This is a genomic window from Pelovirga sp., from assembly GCF_059864205.1.
This window is the reverse complement of record NZ_JCBCBS010000046.1, coordinates 20117-38316: the sequence shown is the minus strand read 5'-3', so window position 1 is coordinate 38316 and position 18200 is coordinate 20117. Positions and strand designations below refer to the sequence as shown.

Below are 18200 nucleotides of genomic sequence, written 5' to 3'. Positions count from 1 at the left end.
TTTCTCAAGATCAGGCAACAAACTGACTTTTGAATTCATCAAGGGCCTGATTGAGCTTGCTCCCAAGATCGTCATCAATCGCCATTTTTTCTTCCAGATCTTTAAGAATATCTGATTTTTGTGATTCCATGAATGACATCAGTTCGGTTTCATAACGGCCAATAGATCCGATCGGATACTGATCGACGTAACCATTATTCGCAGCATAAATCACCATAACCTGCTTGGCCACCGGCATGGGCACATATTGACCCTGCTTGAGGATTTCAACCAGGCGCGCACCACGATTCAACTGTGCCTGTGTGGCTGCATCGAGGTCTGAACCAAACTGGGCAAATGCGGCCATTTCGCGGTATTGAGCTAGAGCCAGACGCAATGTACCGGCAACCTGCTTCATTGCTTTAACCTGGGCAGAGCCACCAACCCGTGAAACCGACAATCCGACATTGATCGCTGGTCTGACCCCGGAATAGAAAAGATCGGTTTCAAGGAAGATCTGACCATCGGTGATGGAAATAACATTGGTCGGAATATAAGCAGACACATCACCGGCCTGGGTTTCAATAATCGGCAAGGCGGTCAATGAACCGGCACCGAGGGCATCACTAAGCTTGGCAGCACGCTCAAGGAGGCGGCTATGGAGATAGAAAACATCCCCGGGGAAGGCTTCACGACCTGGTGGGCGGCGCAGCAACAGGGAAAGCTGACGATAAGCAACGGCCTGCTTTGACAGATCATCATAAATAATCAGCGCGTGGCGGCCACTGTCACGAAAGAATTCCCCCATGGTAACGCCGGTGTAGGGTGAAATAAACTGCAACGGCGCGGGATCGGACGCTGTCGCGGCGACAACAATGGTGTAATCCATGGCACCGTACTGTCTGAGCTTATCAACCACCTGGGCTACCGTCGAACGTTTCTGACCGATAGCGACATAGATACAGATAACCCCATTACCTTTCTGGTTAATGATGGTATCAATAGCTACGGCAGTTTTTCCGGTCTGGCGGTCACCGATAATCAGTTCGCGCTGGCCGCGGCCAATCGGAACCATGGCATCAATCGCCTTCAAACCGGTCTGCATCGGCTCATGCACCGACTTTCTGGCAACAATACCCGGTGCTTTGATTTCTACCTGACTATAAGTATCGGTTGCGATATCACCTTTGCCATCAATGGGAATACCGATACCGTTGACTACCCGACCGACCAGGGCTTCGCCTACCGGCACCTGAACTATCTTCTCGGTTCTCTTAACCAGGTCACCCTCTTTGATATGCTCGGAATCACCCAGAATAGCGGCACCAACGTTGTCTTCTTCAAGATTGAGAACCATGCCCATGGTACCACCGGGAAACTCGAGAAGTTCGCCGGACATAGCCTTGTCGAGTCCGTGGATACGGGCAATACCATCACCTACGGATATAATGGTACCGGTTTCGCTGACTTCGACTTCACGACCAAAGTTTTCAATCTGCTTCTTGATTATCGCGCTGATTTCTTCTGCTCTAATTTCCATAATCGTGTCCCGTTACCCCTTTGCTAAGGTATCAGCCATACGTTTCAGCTGTGTTCTCACGCTCCCGTCAAACAACTTACCGCCCATTTCCGCCTGCAGTCCGCCGATTAACGCAGCATCTTTTTCCACATTCAGCACCACGGTTTTCCCGGTCTGCTGCTCTAGTCCTTTGCGAATCGTATCGATCCGTTCCTTTGTGAGCTTGTTTGCTGCGCGGATATTTGCCCGAATCACCCCCGATAATTCATCGGCAAACTGCCGATAGTTTATATCGATTTGTTTGACGAATGAAATCCGCCCTTTTTCCAGCAACAAGCCAAAGAATTTGCGCATCGCTTCACTGAGGATAAGAACCTCGGCAACATCATGGAGGATGGCTGCTTTTTTCTGCAGGGAGATGGTCGGGCTATCAAGTAGCAGCCGCAACAGATCTTCCCTTTCAAGCAATCCTGCCATGGTTGAAAGTTCAGCACCAAACTGATCGACCTGCTTGTTTTCCTCTGCAAGTCTCAGCAGCGCTCTGGCATACCGGATAGAAATCGCACTGTTACTCAATGTAGCTCTCCTACCTTCTGCATGTATTCGTCGATCAGACGGCTGTCATCTTCTTTGGTAAAGTTCTTTTTGAGCAGATCCTCAGCAACACCTACGGCTAGCTGGACAGCTTCCTGTTGCAGACTCAAACGCGCCTTAGCCACTTCAAGCGTGGCGGCCCTTTCGGCATCCTGTTCGATTTTAATTGCCTGCTCCCGGGCATTATCGATAATTTTCTGCTTTTCCATTTCTGCCTCTCTACGGATCGAAGCAGAAATGGTGGCTATTTCCTGTGTTGCCTGGTCCAGCTTCTTATCATATTCGGCAAATTTGGCCTCAGCTTCTTCCTTGGCTTTTATGGCTTCTGCAAGGGCCTTTTCGATATCATCGCGACGACCACTAAGAGCGTTGCGTATCGGTTTTTTTAGAAAATATACAAGAATGGCAACGACAATTGAAAAGTTCAACAAACGGTAGAGAAAATCTTTAAGCAGCACACCACTGTCGACGGGATAATCAGCTGCAACAGCGATACCACAGGACAGCACTACCATCACCAGTGCTGCTGTCAGTGTTTTGTATGTCACGTTCATCTTCAAACCTTCCTGCCTTAAGTCAATGATCTGCCGAGAATTTTGGTGGCAATCTGCTGAGCCAGAGATGCTGATTCCTTTTTCAACGTCTGATTTGCCCGAGCTGATTCCTGACCTACCTGTTCTCTGATTTGATCCATTCTCACACTTGCATTGGATTGTGCTGTTGCGATCATTTTGGACTCTTCTTCACCAGCAAGCATTCTAAATTGTGCGCGCTCATCATTGGCCAGTTTTTTGGCTTCTGCCAACTGCTGCTGGTAACGGTTCATTTTATCATCTATCTCTGCCTGTAGCTCTCTTGCGTGGGCATAAGACCCTTCTATTTTTTCACGTCTTTTTTCCATCACTGCGCGCAGTGGCTGGAACAATATCCTATTCATTAGATAGAGTAGAACGATAAAATTTATGAACTGTAGAATGAGTGTCCAGTTAAGGCTAATCACCTAGCTCACCTCTTTTTTTATGGTAAATGCCATGCTCGATTTTCATGTATACAGTATACAGATAGACCGATCGGCGAATTGGAGACGACTTTAAAGAACGGCATAGCTATCATACCTTCGCAACAGTTGTCAACACTCTGTTCGACGGTCGCCGGAGTTGCTATGGAAAGACCTACTCCGGCAACGTGTCTGATTCCTTTTTTTGGTTGTTTTCACCTTTTGGGGTTGACTGCTTGTCCGTGCTGTGGCGCATTTTTATCTCGCCATTGAAAATCACTTTTTCGTCAATCTTCAAACAGGGTGTTTCAATCGTTCCATCTACCTGTGCCGGCGCTCGCAATTCTACCATGGTGGTCGCCTTGATGCCCCCGACAAAGCGCCCACTGAGAATGAGTGCGCCAACACTGATTTGCCCTTCGATCTGCGCCGTTTCACCGACAACTAGGGTATCACTGGAACAAATTTCCCCAGTGAAAATGCCGTCAAGCCGCACCAGCTCATCAAAGTTCAAGGTTCCTTCAAAGCGACTTCCTTGACCCATAAAGGCCTTGATATCCGCCTTATCGATAGCTACCGGCTTTTTCACTTCTCCTTTGTCTTCCTTTTTCCCACCGAACATAGGCTTTCCCTTTTCATTTTCGTTAGCAGAAGCGTGCTTATGTCCCCAGCAATTGTTCAACCAGTCTGGTCAGATCTGCATTGTCGTGGTAATAAATTTCTATTTTGCCGCCGCGTCTTTTATCAACAAGCTTTACTTGTGTTCCCAGATGGATTTCAAGTTCATTTTCAAGTCCACAGATTTCAGGACTTTTTGCTGTTTCAGTTTTAACCTTAGGAGCGCCATTAAAGCTTTTTATTTTTTTAATCAGTTTTTCGGTCTCTCTGACCGACAGTTTTTTTCTGATGATCTCGTTGCCGGCCTCAATGACATCCTCATCCTGCTCAAGGGACAAGAGAGCCCTCGCATGTCCCATGCTCAGTTGGCCCGCTATCACCATCTCCTTGATTTTCTCCGGCAATCGCAACAACCTCAGGGCGTTAGCCACTGTACTTCGATCTTTTCCAACTCGTTGAGCTACGTCTTCCTGGGAGAGATCAAAGGTGGCAACAAGATAACGATAGGCTTCGGCTTCTTCCAGGGGATTCAGATCTTCGCGTTGAATATTTTCAATCAGAGCTATTTCCAAAGCGTGATTTTCACTGACATCCTGAATGACGACGGGGACCCTGTCCAAACCGGCCTTTTGAGCTGCGCGCCAGCGTCTTTCTCCAGCGATGATCTGATAGCGGTCTCCTTGCTGGCGCACAACAAGGGGTTGAATAACCCCTTTTTCCTTGATTGACGCAATCAGTTCCGCCATTTTTTTATCGTCAAAGTTTTTGCGTGGTTGTCTTGAATGGGGCTGCAGTTCTTCTATTGGACAGGAAAAATATTTCTTCCCTCCTTCTTGAGCGGCAGAACTGATCAGCGCACCGATCCCCCTACCAAGAACCGGTCTTTTAGCCATGGCTTCCTCCTGCCAACAATTCGCCCGCTAAATCGATATAGGCCTGTGCCCCACGGGATGCAATATCATAAAGAAGAGCCGGTTTGCCATAACTTGGGGCCTCCGACAAACGGACGTTGCGTGGCACGATGACGGTAAATACTTTATTACCAAAATGTTGACGGATTTCCTGACTAACTTGATGACATAGGTTGTTTCTGCCATCAAACATGGTAAGAAGAATTCCTTCCAGCACAAGTCGTTTATTCAATTCCTGCTGTACCAACCTGATCGTCTGGGTTATCTGCCCGAGCCCTTCCATGGCATAAAATTCGCACTGAAGAGGAACCAAAACAGAATCGGCAGCAGCTAGTGAATTAATCGTCAATAGTCCCAGAGAGGGTGGGCAATCAATAATGATATATTCATATTGTGAGCGGATTTCATCCAGGGCACCCTTGAGCTGCTGTTCACGATTTTTTGTATCAATCAATTCGATTTCTGCACCGATTAAGTCAGTATTAGATGGTAGCACATCCAAAAACTCCAACTCAGTGCGACAAACAACCTCTGATGCTTTTTTTTCTCCCAGAAGAACACTATAAACCGTTGATATCACATTGATTTTGTCAACCCCAAGACCACTGCAGGCATTTGCCTGCGGATCCATATCTATCAGCAATGTGCGTTTTTCCGCTGCAGCCAAGGAGGCTGAAAGATTAACTGCGGTGGTTGTTTTACCTACTCCACCTTTTTGATTTGCTATAGCGATAATCCTGGCCACGTTGGATTCTCCTCATTCCTGAACAACTCAGCAGGGCAGATTACCATAAAACTATTATTCTTTCAGCTTAAAGATTGTGTAATTATTCAGCAACCGATACGGCAGTGTGGCCCTGCAGTTGATAACACCTGAAGGCAACTCCTATACTGTCAATCCTGCGTGTTTTTGGACGAAATCCGGCTTTTATTTCTGGATCCCCGACAAAAGCACTCGGGAATGACAACATGTGCCGGCATGCTGAATAGTTACATGACTGTTTTATTTCATTCCTTGATAACTAACTTGATCAGATTATCACTGCATAAGCCGTTGGCCTATTCCCTCTTTTTGACAATGCGCAGCAAGCATCTTTCAGCACCCGAAAAGGGAAGTTGGTATTTTATTCCACATATGGGAATATCATACCAGTTTTTCCATTTGTTTTTAACAGCAAACAATTCTTCCTCCCCCTCTGGTCCCTTCATGGCGATCAGCATTCCGCCCGGTTTAATAACTGGCAAGGCCATCTTCAAGAGATCGTTCACATCGGCAACGGCCCGCGCAACCACTACATCAAACCCCTGCCACGCTGGGTTGATCCTGGTTATTTCTTCAATGCGCGCACACTCGATCTCGAGGTTTTTTATTCTCAACAGTCTTTTTACGTGCTTCTGAAAGTTAATTTTTTTACCTACACTATCAAGGGAATAGAAGGTTTTCTGTGGCATCGCCAGGGCAAGGGGAATTACCGGGAGTCCGGCGCCAGAGCCCATATCCAAAACTCGAAATTGGTCCCCCAACAATCCTACCAGCACCAGTGAGTCGAGCAGGTGCTTCTCGACAACTTCATCCATTGTTCTGATAGAAGTCAGGTTGATCTTGGCATTCCAACGCAACAACTCCTCGGCAAACAGTATCAGACGATCAACCAGTTGAACATCCACTCCTTCGATACCAAGAAGTCCTGCACCCCTTTTTAATCTATTTTTCACGCGATTTTTTTCTCAAGTAGACACTTAAAACAGCTACCGCGGCGGGCGTTATTCCCTGTATACGACCTGCCTGACCGAGGCTTGTGGGACGATATTTCATCAGTTTTTCTCTGACCTCAGAAGATAGGCTCGCGACCTTTTCATAATCGATATCATCCGGAATAATCACCTTTTCGTATCCTACGAAACGTTCTACCTGTTCGATCTGGCGAGCTATATACCCTTCATATTTGATTGATATTTCGACTTGTTCAAGAACTTTTTCCGGGAGAAGTTTCATTTCGGGTATTTGTTCACTGATTGTTCGGATAGAGATGTCAGGCCTTCTGATAATTTGTTCGAGCGTTACGCCACTCTTTAATTCACCAAGCCCAAACAGGCTGCACAATCTATCATCCTTGCTGGTTATTTTGGTCTCCCTACAAAGTTCATATGCTTTTTCTATTAACCCAGTCTTCTCCTGGTAACGTCGCCAGCGCTCATCGCTCACCAAGCCAACATACCTACCCAACTCAGTCAAACGCAGGTCGGCGTTATCTTCACGTAATAATAATCGGTATTCTGCTCGTGAAGTGAACATACGGTAGGGTTCTGTCGTGTCTTGAGTAATCAAGTCGTCGATCATGACGCCGAGATAACCCTGATCTCTTCTTATTATCAGCGGATCTTGTTCACGACATTGCAAGGCGGCGTTAATTCCTGCCAGCAAACCCTGCCCAGCCGCCTCTTCATATCCGGATGTTCCATTTATTTGTCCAGCATGAAACAACCCCGAAATCTCGCGGGCTTCCAATGTCGCTTTAATTTGGCGCGGTTCCACAAAGTCATACTCTATGGCATACCCTGGACGCATGATTTCGACTTGTTCAAACCCAACCATGGAGCGAAAATATTGTAGTTGAACGTCCGCCGGTAACGACGTCGACAGTCCACTTGGATACATCTCTGCCCCCTTGATTCCTTCCGGCTCAACAAATGATTGATGGCTTGCTTTGTCAGGGAAGCGGATAACCTTATCCTCAATCGATGGACAGTATCTTGGCCCTATACCTTCGATAACACCAGCATATAAGGGTGATTTATGAATGTTGCTGCGGATGATGTCGTGCGTCTTCTCGTTTGTGTTGGCAATATAACAATCCACCTGGTGACGCTCTATCTTATCATTCATAAATGAAAACGGTCGTATTATTGCATCTCCCGGCTGCCTTTCAAGCTTGGAAAAATCGATTGAGCGCGAAGACAGCCTCGCCGGTGTTCCGGTTTTTAACCTTCCAACGGTGAAACCCAGAGAGCGCAGACAGTTTGATATTTTTTCCGCCGACGGCTCTCCGGCCCTGCCCCCCGAATAATTTTTCATTCCCACGTGGATCAAACCGCGCATGAAGGTTCCAGTTGTCAAAATAACCGATCGACCAAGAAAATCTAGTCCCTCGCGCGTTTTAACACCCACAACCCTATAATTTTTAACTATGATCTCTTCTACTACACCCTGCTTCAAATCAAGATTCTCAGTTGACTCCAAAACCAGCTTCATTCTGGCACTATAAGCCATCCTATCTGCTTGAGCTCTCCCTGCCCTAACAGCTGGACCCTTGCGCATGTTCAGTCGGCGAAACTGAATTCCTGTCTCATCTATATTCAGCCCCATCTCGCCACCCATTGCATCTACTTCATGAACGAGGTGACCCTTTGCCAAACCTCCTATTGATGGATTACATGACATCTGGGCAACCATATCCAAACCCATCGTCAACAACAGAGTAGAACATCCCATGCGCGCAGCGGCAAGTGCAGCCTCACACCCGGCATGGCCGGCTCCGACAACAATAATCTGATATTTTTTTCCGTACCCTGCCATCACCCACCTACCATTATTGTTTCACGTGAAACAAACCTACTTGCCAATACAAAAAGAAGAAAAAATATCATCAAGCACATCTTCTGTAGTAATGCTGCCGGTCACCCTTCCCAGGGAATCAAGAGCAGAGCGCAAATCAATTGAAAGAAGGTCAAGGTCGACAGATCCAAGGTTGTTAAGGAAGTTTTTTATCGAGGAGACTGACCCGGTCAGTGCTTCATAGTGCCGGCGCTCGGTAATATAGGGTGATTCTGAGGAGGGAAGATAATCATTTAACAAAAAGGAGGCGATAGTATCAGTAAGAACATCAATACCATCACCGAGCTTAGCAGAAACAGTAACGATAGGACCGGGGAAAAAAGAAAGGTCATGATGTTCCGACAGGAGATCTGACTTATTTACCACCAAAACAACAGGAACGGCTGATAAATCCGCAAGAAGAGCCCTAAACTGATCGCACAAAGGTGCGGAACCGTCCAGCATTAGAAGAACCAAATTTGCAATCTTTACCACATTGCGCGCCCGCCGTACTCCTTCCTGTTCAACAAATTCATCGGAACTGCGCAAGCCCGCCGTATCGACAAGACGAACGTTAATTCCGCCTATCTGCGTTGACTGTTCTATCAGATCACGAGTGGTTCCAGGAACAGAAGATACAATGGATCGGTCTTGCTGGAGTAAAGCGTTCATAAGCGAACTTTTACCAGCATTAGGAAGTCCGGCAAGCACAACAGTAGCACCATCATGGACAAATTGTCCTGCACGATACGTATTCATTAGATCAGACATTTGAACATGAAGGTTTTCTGCAGTAGAAAAAAGTCGATCTAAATTTTCTGTTGGTAGATCTTCCTCAGGGAAATCTATCCAGGCTTCTGTTTGAACCAGAAGATTTTTTATAGTGGCAGAGTAGCTGTGTAACTGTCGACTGAGTAAACCGTCAAGTTGTTGCAGAGCAGACCGTCGAGAAAACTCGGATGTAGACTGAATAAGACGAGAAACAGCTTCAGCCTGAACAAGGTCAATACGCCCATTTAGATACGCACGATAAGTAAATTCCCCAGGATTTGCCAACCGGATATCATTAGCATAAGCCAGTTGTAAAATCCTTCGTACTATCTGACGACTACCATGACAGTGTACCTCTACAACCGGTTCACATGTATAGGTGCGGGGAGGGTCCATGTATACAACCATTACTTCATCAATATCACTGTCGTCTTCATCAACAATCCGACCAAGATAAAGATAATGAGATTGGAAATTTCCTATCGGGTTTTTTGTCCGAAAAAAGGATTTTAAAAAGGACAATGCTCTGTAACCTGATATGCGTATAACAGCGATACCAGATTCACTAACAGCGGTAGCAGGGGCAATAATAGTATCCTTATCAAGAATCATGATATGGCTATCATGCCTTTTGTGCCTGACGACGAATCAACAATTGTTGAAGAATTGTCAGCAAGTTATTAACCAACCAGTAGACAACCAACCCGGCAGGGAAATTAAGAAAAAGGAAGGTAAAGATAATGGGCATCATCAGCATCACTTTTTCTTGTGTTGGATCAAGGTTGGTTGGCGTTAACTTTTGTTGTAAAAACATGGATGCACCCATGATAACGGGAGTGATATAGTAGGGATCTTTGGCAGAAAGATCAGATATCCACAAAATAAAAGGTGCGTGCCGTAACTCTATAGAATCAAGAAGGACCTTATAAAGCGAGAAAAAAACCGGAATTTGAATCAAAATAGGTAAACAGCCGCCAAGAGGATTAACCTTATTATCACGGTAAAACGACATCATTTCTTGATTTAAGCGTTGTTTGTCATCAGCATATTTTTCTTTAAGTCTCTTCATTTCCGGCTGCAATTTCTGCATGCCCTGCATAGATTTATAGCTTTTATGCGTAAGGGGCCAGAAAATCAACTTTATGCATACAGTTAACAAAATAATAGAGAAGCCATAGTTATTGATATAGCCATTAAAAAAAAGAAGAACATTAAAAAGCGGTTTAGCGAGAAAATGAAAAAAACCGAAGTGAATAGCCTCCTCAAAAGAAGAATTGCTTGACGAAAGATATTCAAGATTTTTTGGACCAAGATAAGCAACATGCTGAAAAGATTTATTTTGCCCAGGTAAGAGAATAAAAGAGCTGGATGAAAATCTATTCTCAATAAAATCGGGTTCATAGCGTATCAAAACCTGATCTATGTTGCTGTTAGGATTAAGTACCTGTAAGAAATATTTATCAGTAAATCCCGACCAAACAAAGTCATTGTAAACAACTGAGTTTTTAACAATATCTTTTGGTTTATCTTCTTTTAATTTATTACCATCAAAAGTAAGTGGGCCTACAAAAGAATAGAAGTCCGATTTTTTATCAGTAGACCAGGGTGTAATTAATGAAATATTATATTTGCCGGCAAAGTGTTCTTGGTTGTTGTTTTGAATAGTAAAACTAGTATCAATATGGTAGGAGTTTTTATATAACGTAAATGTTTTTATAACAGAAAAACCATTGTATTCTGATTGAAAAGTAAGAAGAAGAAAGTCATTTCCGTCGTCAAAGTTTTGATCTCCAATATCAACCAAAGTATAGAAAATATCTTCAGGTAAATTAAGACCATCTGAAATAAAAGATTTAAAAGAATATGTTTCAAAATTCTGAGAACTTAACAAATAAAAATTAGAGTTTTCACTATTATCATCGGCTTTATAATCAGAAAAACTAATACTTTTTATAGATGCGCCTTTTGTAGAAAAGATAATGGTGTAAGTTCCACTATTTATTTCAATCAATTTTTCTTCTATTGAATTTGAATAATCAGTAGAAACAAGTGATTCATTTTGTTTAACAAATGGGGGGTCCACTGCGGGTAAAGTAATATCTGTTGTTTTAACGGTGGGTTGTGGCAGTGGAGCAGGTGTAAAAAAAAGACTATAACCAGACCATAGCAGTATGATTAGAACGATAGCAATAATAGTTCTATTGTCCATTATTTCGTATCCTAATTTTGTGATGAGGGACCGGATCAAAACCACCGGGGTGGAATGGATGGCATTTGATAATCCTTATTAAGGAATAATACAAACCTTTAAATATTCCATGTATAATTAATGCTTCACGTACATAGGAAGAACAAGAAGGATAAAAACGGCAGCAATTTTGTTTAAGGGGAGAGATTAGATATTTATAAATATCTATTAAGTAGATGAAAGGAAATACAAGTAATTTACTTGATCGAGAAAAGTTCATCTAATTCATTTTTTACAAAAATTGTGTTTTGTTTAGTAAAAGGGCGCCTTACAATCAAGACAAAATCAAAGTTTTTTAAATTATGCTGATTCAATCTAAAAAACTCTCTTAAAAACCGCTTAATATAGTTCCTCTTAACAGCATTGCCATTTTTCCGACTTACAGTAAGACCAAGACGAGTAACACCTTCCAGGTTATGTTTAAATAAAAGAACAAAATGGGGTGATTTTTTTCTGCACCCCACTTTTTCCGTATACCTGAAATCTCGCGGTTTAAGTAAACGATTTCTCTTAAGAAAAAAAAAGTTCACCTATTTTTTAGGAATGCTTGCCGCTAAGCATTTACGTCCCTGGGCACGGCGCCTGTTAATTGTGGCACGTCCATTTTTGGTTTGCATCCGCTTCCTAAAACCATGGGTACGTTTTCTTTTGATTCGACTAGGCTGAAAAGTTCTCTTCGACATAGATAATCTCCTAAAACTGACAAAAGATGAATTTTAGTTGTTTTTTATAAAAAGTCAATAAATTTTGTAAAAAAATTAGCTGGAAGGTAATAAAAAATAAATATATAATACTGGGTCGATCTTAAATAAACATTAATAAAAAGAGTGGTAGAAATGGAAAAATTTTGGCTTGAGGCTATTCATAGACTTAGTGACGAGATAGGCGAGCAAAATAAAAAAACCTGGATAGAACCACTCATTTATTTAAGATGCACAGATGCTTTGTTAATCCTTGAGGCCCCAAATAGATTCATAAAAGATTGGTTTATAGATAATTATCAAACAAAAATAGCTAAAAAGTTAAATGAAATAACTGGAAAAAAACTAAAAATTGAAATAAAAATCAATAAGAAAAATGAAATTAAAAAAGAAGAAGAATATAAAACAGTAATAGATAATGATAAAAAACAGAAAATAGCTGAAAGAAAAGAAGAATCAATAAAAGTATCAAATATAAACCTTTTATATACTTTTGATACTTTTGTTTCAGGCCCATCAAATCAATTTGCCCATGCCGCTGCAATGGCTGTAGCTAAAAACCCCGCAACAACTTACAATCCTCTCTTTATATATGGCGGTGTTGGTCTAGGAAAAACTCATATTATACATTCAATAGGTAATGAAATATTGAAAAGTAATAGAAATTTGAATATTACTTATTATTCTTCTGAAAAATTTACTAACGAACTTATAAATTCATTAAGACATGGAAGAATGGAAGAATTTAGAAATAAATTCAGAACTATTGATGTTTTATTAGTAGATGATATTCAATTTATTGCAGGAAAGAAAAGTACACAGGAGGAATTTTTTCATACATTCAATGCTTTATATGAATCACATAAACAAATTGTAGTAACATCAGACAAATTTCCAAAGGAAATTCCTGATTTAGAAGAAAGGCTTAGATCAAGATTTGAATGGGGTCTTATAGCAGATATACAAGAACCAGATACAGAAACAAAACAAGCAATATTAAAAATGAAGTCTGAAATAAATAATATAAATATTCCAGAAGATGTAATTTCGTTCCTAGCTAATTCTATAACAAGTAATGTTAGAGAATTAGAAGGTTATTTGATAAGAATTGGAGCGTATTCAAGTCTTACATCTACTCCAATAAATATAGATATGGCAAAAGACGTTCTCAAAAATATTATAACTGAAAATAATAAAGAAATTACAATCGATAGAATTCAAAAAACAGTCGCTGAATACTATCAGATTAAAACCGCAGAAATTAAATCGCAAAAAAGATTGAAAAACATAGTGTTACCAAGACAAATAGCTATGTATATAAGTAGAAATATGACTAATTTATCTTATCCGGAAATTGGTGATAAATTTGGTGGAAAAGATCACTCTACCATTATTCATGCAATTAAAAAGATTGAAGAAAAAATGGCTTCGGATATGAGTCTAAAAATGACTGTTGATAAATTGATGGAAAAGTTGTTGGGATAATTTTTTAATAATGAATTTTTATAATATTTGTGTATAGAAAATTATTGTTAATTTATTTAAATTTACAATAATCATTAAATTTAGATGGTTTATAGAGATATCAACATATAAACAGGCCCTACTATTACTATTTTAAAAGATATTAAATATAAAAGAAGTATTTCCTGTTGAGGAGTTTTTTATGGAATTTAAAATACAAAAAGATACCTTTCTAAATGCTTTGTTTAGAATTCAAGGAATTGTAGATAAAAAACATACAATCCCAATACTTTCAAATGTATTTATTGAGGCATATGATAATCAAATCATTTTATCAGCAACTGATTTAGAAATAGGTTTAAAAACTTGTTTTAAATGTGAAGTTAAAGAAAAAGGTAAAATAACTATTTCTGCAAAAAAACTGTTTGAAATAATAAAAGAATTGCCAAATGATATTATAAATATAAAAGAAAAAAATAATTATTGGATTGAAATATCTTGTGGAAATTCTTTATTCAATCTTGTTGGATTACCTCCAGATGAATTTCCAAAAATTCCAGAACAAAGTAATGATCTTATAGATTTTGACAGCAATATATTAAATAAAATGATTTATTCTACTGTTTTCTCAGTATCTAATGACGAAACAAAATTTAATCTTACAGGTATTTTTGTCAAATTTGATGATAATAAACTTAATTTTGCATCAACAGATGGACATAGATTATCAGTTATAAGTAAAGAATTAAACTTTCAACTAAGTGAAAAATTTAAAAATGGTTTTATATTACCAAAAAAAGGAATAATAGAATTAAATAAAATAATTGATACTAATGGTAAAATGATAAAAATAGGTGTAACTGAAAATTTATTCAATTATGTTGATGAAAACACAACTTTTGTGATGAGAATGATAGACGGTGATTTTCCTGACTATAAGAGAGTGATTCCAGAGAAAACTGATAACTACTCAACAATTGAAGTAAAGAAATTTACTGATGTACTTAAAAGAATATCTGTTCTTTCGAATGAAAAAACTAAAGGAGTAAAAATTAATATTTTTAATAATGAATTAGTGGTTTCATCTTCAAATCCTGATTTTGGAGATGCAAAAGAAGAGATGGATGTTGTTTATAAAGGAGATGATATAACTATAGGTTTTAATGCCAGATATATAATAGATATTCTAAATATTATAAATGAGGAAAAAATTAATTTTTATATAAAAGATAATATATCTCCAGGTATGATTATTCCCTTAAATAATGAAGAATATCTATCAGTCGTAATGCCTATGAGATTTTAGTTTAATGCTTTTAGAAAAAATAAAAATTATAAACTTTAGAAATATTGATTCTTTAGTTTATTACCCAGGAAAGAATGTTAATTATATCATTGGAGACAATGCACAAGGAAAAACTAACTTTTTAGAAGCAATTTATTTTATGGCTTATGGTAAAAGTTTCAGAACAAATAAGATAAATAATTTATTCAACAACAAAAAGTACTTTTATTTAAATTCAGATATAAATAATGATAATGTTTTTTACTCTATAGATATTAAAGTTAACGATATTGAAAAAAAAATAAAATTAAATAATAAATTAAAAAAAATAAAAGATATTTCTGAAAAATTAAACATTATTTTATATTTTCCCAGTGAAATAAATATATTACTTAAATCACCTTCCTTAAGAAGAAATTTATTAGATAAGTCTATTTTTTTACATGATATTAAATACCTTGATCTTCATATTGATTATATAAGATGCCTAAAAAACAGAAATATTTGTTTAAAAGAAAATAAAGATGATTATATATGGAGAGAACAATTAATTGACTTATCTTATCATATAGTAAAAAAAAGAATTTCTTACATTGATAGAATAAATAAAATTTTATTTCAGAACGTTGATTTTTTTGAAAATGAAATTTATAAAATAAAATATAAAAATTTAGATTTAGATAACTATAAAATAAATATAAGTAAAGAATTCGATAAAACAATAAAACATGAGCAAAAGGTTGGTTATACCCTGCTTGGACAACATACGGATAATGTAACATTCCATATTAATAATAAAAATATTGAAAATTACGGGTCAGAGGGTCAAAAAAAAACATTTTTGCTTCTATATAAATATTCACAGTTAATAAATTTTTATAATCATAAAAAATTTAAACCCATATTGTTAATAGACGATATATCAAGTGAAGTAGATAAAAAACGAGAAAAATTGTTAATTGAGAAATTACTCTTAAATTGTGATCAGTCTTTTATCACATCTTTGAATAAACCCTCTTTTATCAATAAAAAGGCTAATTTTTTTTATATTAACAATGGAAGACTAATTTCAAATAAGGAAATAGAATGACTGAAGAATCAAATTATAGTGGTGAAAGTATTCAAGTTCTAGAAGGACTAGAGGCTGTACGTAAAAGACCTGCAATGTATATAGGTTCAACCTCTATTCAAGGATTACATCATCTTGTTTATGAAGTAATTGATAATTCTATTGATGAATCTCTTGCTGGTTATTGTGATGAAATATTAATTAATATACATGATGATAGTTCCGTTACAGTTGAAGACAATGGACGTGGTATTCCTGTAGAAATTATAGATAAATATCAAAAATCTGCAGCTGAAGTTGTCATGACTATTTTACATGCAGGAGGGAAATTCGATGACAAGGGAGAAGGGGCCTATAAGGTTTCCGGAGGTCTCCATGGTGTCGGTGTATCTGTTGTAAACGCATTATCTATGCAATTAGAACTTGAAATAAGACGCGGAGGTAAAATTTATCGTCAACGCTACAACAAGGGAATACCAGAGGCACCGTTAGTAGAGTGTGGAACAACAATTAAAAGAGGTACTAAAATTACTTTTTGGCCTGATCCTGAAGTTTTTGAAACAGTATCTTTTAACTTTGAAACACTTTCTCAGCGTTTTCGGGAAATGGCTTTTCTCAATGCAGGTGTAAGAATAAAGGTTGCCGACGAACGTTCAGATAAATTTTATGAATTTATGTATGAGGGTGGTATACGATCTTTTGTAGAATACTTGAATAGAGCAAAAAGTCCTCTTCATCCCACACCAATCTATTTCCATGGAAAAAAAGAAAACGCAGAAATAGAAATTGCCATTCAGTACAACGATGGCTTCGACGAAAAAGTATTTTCTTTTGCCAACAATATCAATACCCATGAGGGTGGCACACATCTAAGTGGTTTTAAGGCGGCATTAACACGAACAATGAACACCTATGCAACAGCAAATAACTTGCTGAAAAATGTGAAAATAGCCATCTCCGGAGATGATTTACGCGAGGGTATTGCAGCAGTCATATCTATAAAAATTCCTGATCCCCAGTTTGAAGGACAAACCAAAACAAAACTGGGAAACTCAGAGATAAAAGGTCATGTAGAGGCCTTGATGAACGAACAGCTGGCAACATTTCTTGAAGAAAATCCCCAAGTTGCCAAAAAAATACTGGAAAAAGGAATAGAGGCCGCACGCGCTCGGGAAGCAGCGCGCAAAGCCCGCGATTTAACGCGACGTAAGGGTGCCTTAGAGGGCCTTTCCTTGCCGGGCAAATTAGCTGACTGTCAGGAAAAAGACCCGGCGTTATGTGAAATTTACCTGGTCGAGGGTGATTCTGCCGGGGGTAGTGCCAAGCAAGGTCGAGATCGTCGGTATCAGGCGATATTGCCGCTTAAAGGTAAAATTTTAAATGTCGAAAAAGCACGCTTTGACAAGCTGCTTACTTCCAATGAAATAAAAACCCTTATCACTGCCATGGGCACAGGTATTGGCAAGGACGATTTTGATGTCAGCAAGCTTCGCTATCACCGGGTTATTATTATGACTGACGCTGACGTTGATGGTTCGCATATTCGTACCTTGTTGTTAACCTTCTTTTTCAGACAAATGCCGGAAATAATTGAACGTGGTCATCTTTATATTGCCCAACCACCGCTGTATAAAGTGAAGCGTGGCAAGAAAGAAATCTATCTTAAGGACGACGACGTTCTTCTTGATTACCTGCTGGATACAGGAACTGAGGGTGTGGCCCTGGAAATGGATAATGGCCAGAAGATTGTTCGTGGTAAGCAGATCATCCCCATGTTGCGACATATTATCGACTACAATGAGCATTTCGATAAAATTGTGAATCGGGGTATACCAGCGCAGATTCTCAGCATTTTTTTGCGCGGAAAAATTCGTAATGGTTTTGCCGATCAGCCCACCCTCGAGCCCTTGGTAGAGCAGTTACGCCAGATCGAGCCGACGGCCCGTTTTGATCTCATGGAAGATCCAGACCGGATTATCGTTCGACTCGGTAATTTACATGCGCGTATCGATCGGCAAACTGTCGAGATACTTTCAACCCATGAGTATAAACTGTTGAACCAGGCCTATCGTCAGATTGAGGATATCTGTGCCGAGCATCCGATCGTTATTTCAGTCGAAGGAAAACAGGAGCAGGAGGTCAATAATCGTCAGGATCTTCTCAATGCCATCCTCAGCAGAGCTAAAAAAGGTCAATATATTCAGCGCTACAAAGGTCTTGGCGAAATGAATCCGGACCAGTTATGGGAAACCACGATGAATGCAGAAAAAAGAATTTTGCTGCAGGTAGCCATCGAGGATGCTGTTAGAGCCGACGAAATATTTACCGTGTTGATGGGCGATCAGGTAGAGCCGCGGCGTGAATTTATCGAAATGAATGCTCTTAATGTTGTGAATCTTGACGTTTAACCATCACTTGAAAAAGGCTTCCGCCGGAAGCTTGGAGGAAT

At 39.5% G+C, this 18200-nt stretch carries 18 protein-coding genes; 4 read left to right on the top strand and 14 right to left on the bottom strand.

The genetic code is table 11. The features are described from left to right. Positions 1-10: 10 nt before the first annotated feature. The 14 genes from atpA to rpmH form a co-directional block, all read right to left on the bottom strand. Positions 11-1519, bottom strand: coding sequence for a F0F1 ATP synthase subunit alpha (atpA, locus tag AC6F7T_RS02745; protein ID WP_500716437.1), 1509 nt, complete (start codon positions 1517-1519; stop codon positions 11-13). Positions 1520-1531: 12 nt separating this feature from the next. Next, positions 1532-2074: an ATP synthase F1 subunit delta gene (atpH, locus tag AC6F7T_RS02740; protein WP_500716436.1), complete on the bottom strand. Its 543-nt coding sequence runs from the start codon at positions 2072-2074 to the stop codon at positions 1532-1534. Beyond that, positions 2071-2646 (bottom strand): F0F1 ATP synthase subunit B, encoded by a 576-nt coding sequence (gene atpF, locus AC6F7T_RS02735; RefSeq protein WP_500716435.1) that lies wholly within the window; start codon positions 2644-2646, stop codon positions 2071-2073. The genes atpH and atpF overlap by 4 nt, the downstream gene beginning before the upstream one ends. 17 nt (positions 2647-2663) lie before the next feature. Beyond that, positions 2664-3092, bottom strand: a complete 429-nt coding sequence (locus AC6F7T_RS02730) for a F0F1 ATP synthase subunit B family protein (RefSeq protein ID WP_500716434.1) — start codon at positions 3090-3092, stop codon at positions 2664-2666. A 172-nt stretch (positions 3093-3264) separates the two neighbouring features. Next, a complete protein-coding gene (locus AC6F7T_RS02725; protein ID WP_500716433.1) occupies positions 3265-3711 on the bottom strand; it encodes a polymer-forming cytoskeletal protein in 447 nt (148 codons plus the stop codon). Between the two features lie 37 nt (positions 3712-3748). Beyond that, positions 3749-4600: a ParB/RepB/Spo0J family partition protein gene (locus AC6F7T_RS02720; protein WP_500716432.1), complete on the bottom strand. Its 852-nt coding sequence runs from the start codon at positions 4598-4600 to the stop codon at positions 3749-3751. Further along, on the bottom strand, positions 4593-5363 hold the full coding sequence (locus AC6F7T_RS02715) for an AAA family ATPase (RefSeq protein WP_500716431.1): 771 nt from the start codon (positions 5361-5363) through the stop codon (positions 4593-4595). The genes AC6F7T_RS02720 and AC6F7T_RS02715 overlap by 8 nt, the downstream gene beginning before the upstream one ends. Before the next feature lie 314 nt (positions 5364-5677). Further along, positions 5678-6334, bottom strand: coding sequence for a 16S rRNA (guanine(527)-N(7))-methyltransferase RsmG (rsmG, locus tag AC6F7T_RS02710; protein ID WP_500716430.1), 657 nt, complete (start codon positions 6332-6334; stop codon positions 5678-5680). Further along, complete coding sequence (mnmG, locus tag AC6F7T_RS02705; RefSeq protein ID WP_500716429.1) at positions 6324-8195, bottom strand: tRNA uridine-5-carboxymethylaminomethyl(34) synthesis enzyme MnmG; 1872 nt, start codon at positions 8193-8195, stop codon at positions 6324-6326. Before mnmG ends, rsmG begins: the two co-directional genes overlap by 11 nt. 36 nt (positions 8196-8231) lie before the next feature. After that, a complete protein-coding gene (gene mnmE / locus AC6F7T_RS02700) occupies positions 8232-9596 on the bottom strand; it encodes a tRNA uridine-5-carboxymethylaminomethyl(34) synthesis GTPase MnmE (RefSeq protein ID WP_500716428.1) in 1365 nt (454 codons plus the stop codon). 10 nt (positions 9597-9606) lie between these two features. Next, the gene (yidC, locus tag AC6F7T_RS02695; RefSeq protein ID WP_500716427.1) at positions 9607-11193 is read right to left on the bottom strand and encodes a membrane protein insertase YidC; all 1587 of its coding nucleotides are present in this window, start codon (positions 11191-11193) and stop codon (positions 9607-9609) included. Beyond that, positions 11183-11452: a membrane protein insertion efficiency factor YidD gene (gene yidD, locus AC6F7T_RS02690; protein ID WP_500716426.1), complete on the bottom strand. Its 270-nt coding sequence runs from the start codon at positions 11450-11452 to the stop codon at positions 11183-11185. The genes yidC and yidD overlap by 11 nt, the downstream gene beginning before the upstream one ends. Further along, positions 11430-11696, bottom strand: coding sequence for a ribonuclease P protein component (gene rnpA, locus AC6F7T_RS02685; RefSeq protein WP_500716425.1), 267 nt, complete (start codon positions 11694-11696; stop codon positions 11430-11432). Before rnpA ends, yidD begins: the two co-directional genes overlap by 23 nt. 66 nt (positions 11697-11762) lie before the next feature. Next, positions 11763-11915: a 50S ribosomal protein L34 gene (gene rpmH / locus AC6F7T_RS02680; RefSeq protein WP_500716424.1), complete on the bottom strand. Its 153-nt coding sequence runs from the start codon at positions 11913-11915 to the stop codon at positions 11763-11765. A gap of 153 nt (positions 11916-12068) precedes the next feature. Between rpmH and dnaA the strand changes: the two genes are divergently transcribed. From dnaA to gyrB, 4 genes are all read left to right on the top strand, one after another. After that, positions 12069-13418, top strand: a complete 1350-nt coding sequence (gene dnaA, locus AC6F7T_RS02675) for a chromosomal replication initiator protein DnaA (protein WP_500716423.1) — start codon at positions 12069-12071, stop codon at positions 13416-13418. A 181-nt stretch (positions 13419-13599) separates the two neighbouring features. Next, complete coding sequence (dnaN, locus tag AC6F7T_RS02670) at positions 13600-14703, top strand: DNA polymerase III subunit beta (protein WP_500716422.1); 1104 nt, start codon at positions 13600-13602, stop codon at positions 14701-14703. 4 nt (positions 14704-14707) lie between these two features. Then, positions 14708-15772: a DNA replication/repair protein RecF gene (gene recF, locus AC6F7T_RS02665; protein WP_500716421.1), complete on the top strand. Its 1065-nt coding sequence runs from the start codon at positions 14708-14710 to the stop codon at positions 15770-15772. Continuing rightward, positions 15769-18159 carry a DNA topoisomerase (ATP-hydrolyzing) subunit B gene (gene gyrB, locus AC6F7T_RS02660; RefSeq protein ID WP_500716420.1) on the top strand — a complete coding sequence of 797 codons (2391 nt, stop codon included), beginning with the start codon at positions 15769-15771 and terminating at the stop codon, positions 18157-18159. Before recF ends, gyrB begins: the two co-directional genes overlap by 4 nt. Positions 18160-18200: the final 41 nt, after the last annotated feature.

Excerpts from the sequence above, each read along its gene's own strand:
- atpA (WP_500716437.1), bottom strand. The coding sequence starts at position 1,519 with ATGGAAATTAGAGCAGAAGAAATCAGCGCGATAATCAAGAAGCAGATT.
- atpF (WP_500716435.1), bottom strand. The coding sequence starts at position 2,646 with ATGAACGTGACATACAAAACACTGACAGCAGCACTGGTGATGGTAGTG.
- AC6F7T_RS02725 (WP_500716433.1), bottom strand. The coding sequence starts at position 3,711 with ATGTTCGGTGGGAAAAAGGAAGACAAAGGAGAAGTGAAAAAGCCGGTA.
- AC6F7T_RS02720 (WP_500716432.1), bottom strand. The coding sequence starts at position 4,600 with ATGGCTAAAAGACCGGTTCTTGGTAGGGGGATCGGTGCGCTGATCAGT.
- mnmG (WP_500716429.1), bottom strand. The coding sequence starts at position 8,195 with ATGGCAGGGTACGGAAAAAAATATCAGATTATTGTTGTCGGAGCCGGC.
- mnmE (WP_500716428.1), bottom strand. The coding sequence starts at position 9,596 with ATGATTCTTGATAAGGATACTATTATTGCCCCTGCTACCGCTGTTAGT.
- yidC (WP_500716427.1), bottom strand. The coding sequence starts at position 11,193 with ATGGACAATAGAACTATTATTGCTATCGTTCTAATCATACTGCTATGG.
- yidD (WP_500716426.1), bottom strand. The coding sequence starts at position 11,452 with ATGAACTTTTCTCGATCAAGTAAATTACTTGTATTTCCTTTCATCTAC.
- rpmH (WP_500716424.1), bottom strand. The coding sequence starts at position 11,915 with ATGTCGAAGAGAACTTTTCAGCCTAGTCGAATCAAAAGAAAACGTACC.
- dnaA (WP_500716423.1), top strand. The coding sequence starts at position 12,069 with ATGGAAAAATTTTGGCTTGAGGCTATTCATAGACTTAGTGACGAGATA.
- dnaN (WP_500716422.1), top strand. The coding sequence starts at position 13,600 with ATGGAATTTAAAATACAAAAAGATACCTTTCTAAATGCTTTGTTTAGA.
- recF (WP_500716421.1), top strand. The coding sequence starts at position 14,708 with ATGCTTTTAGAAAAAATAAAAATTATAAACTTTAGAAATATTGATTCT.
- gyrB (WP_500716420.1), top strand. The coding sequence starts at position 15,769 with ATGACTGAAGAATCAAATTATAGTGGTGAAAGTATTCAAGTTCTAGAA.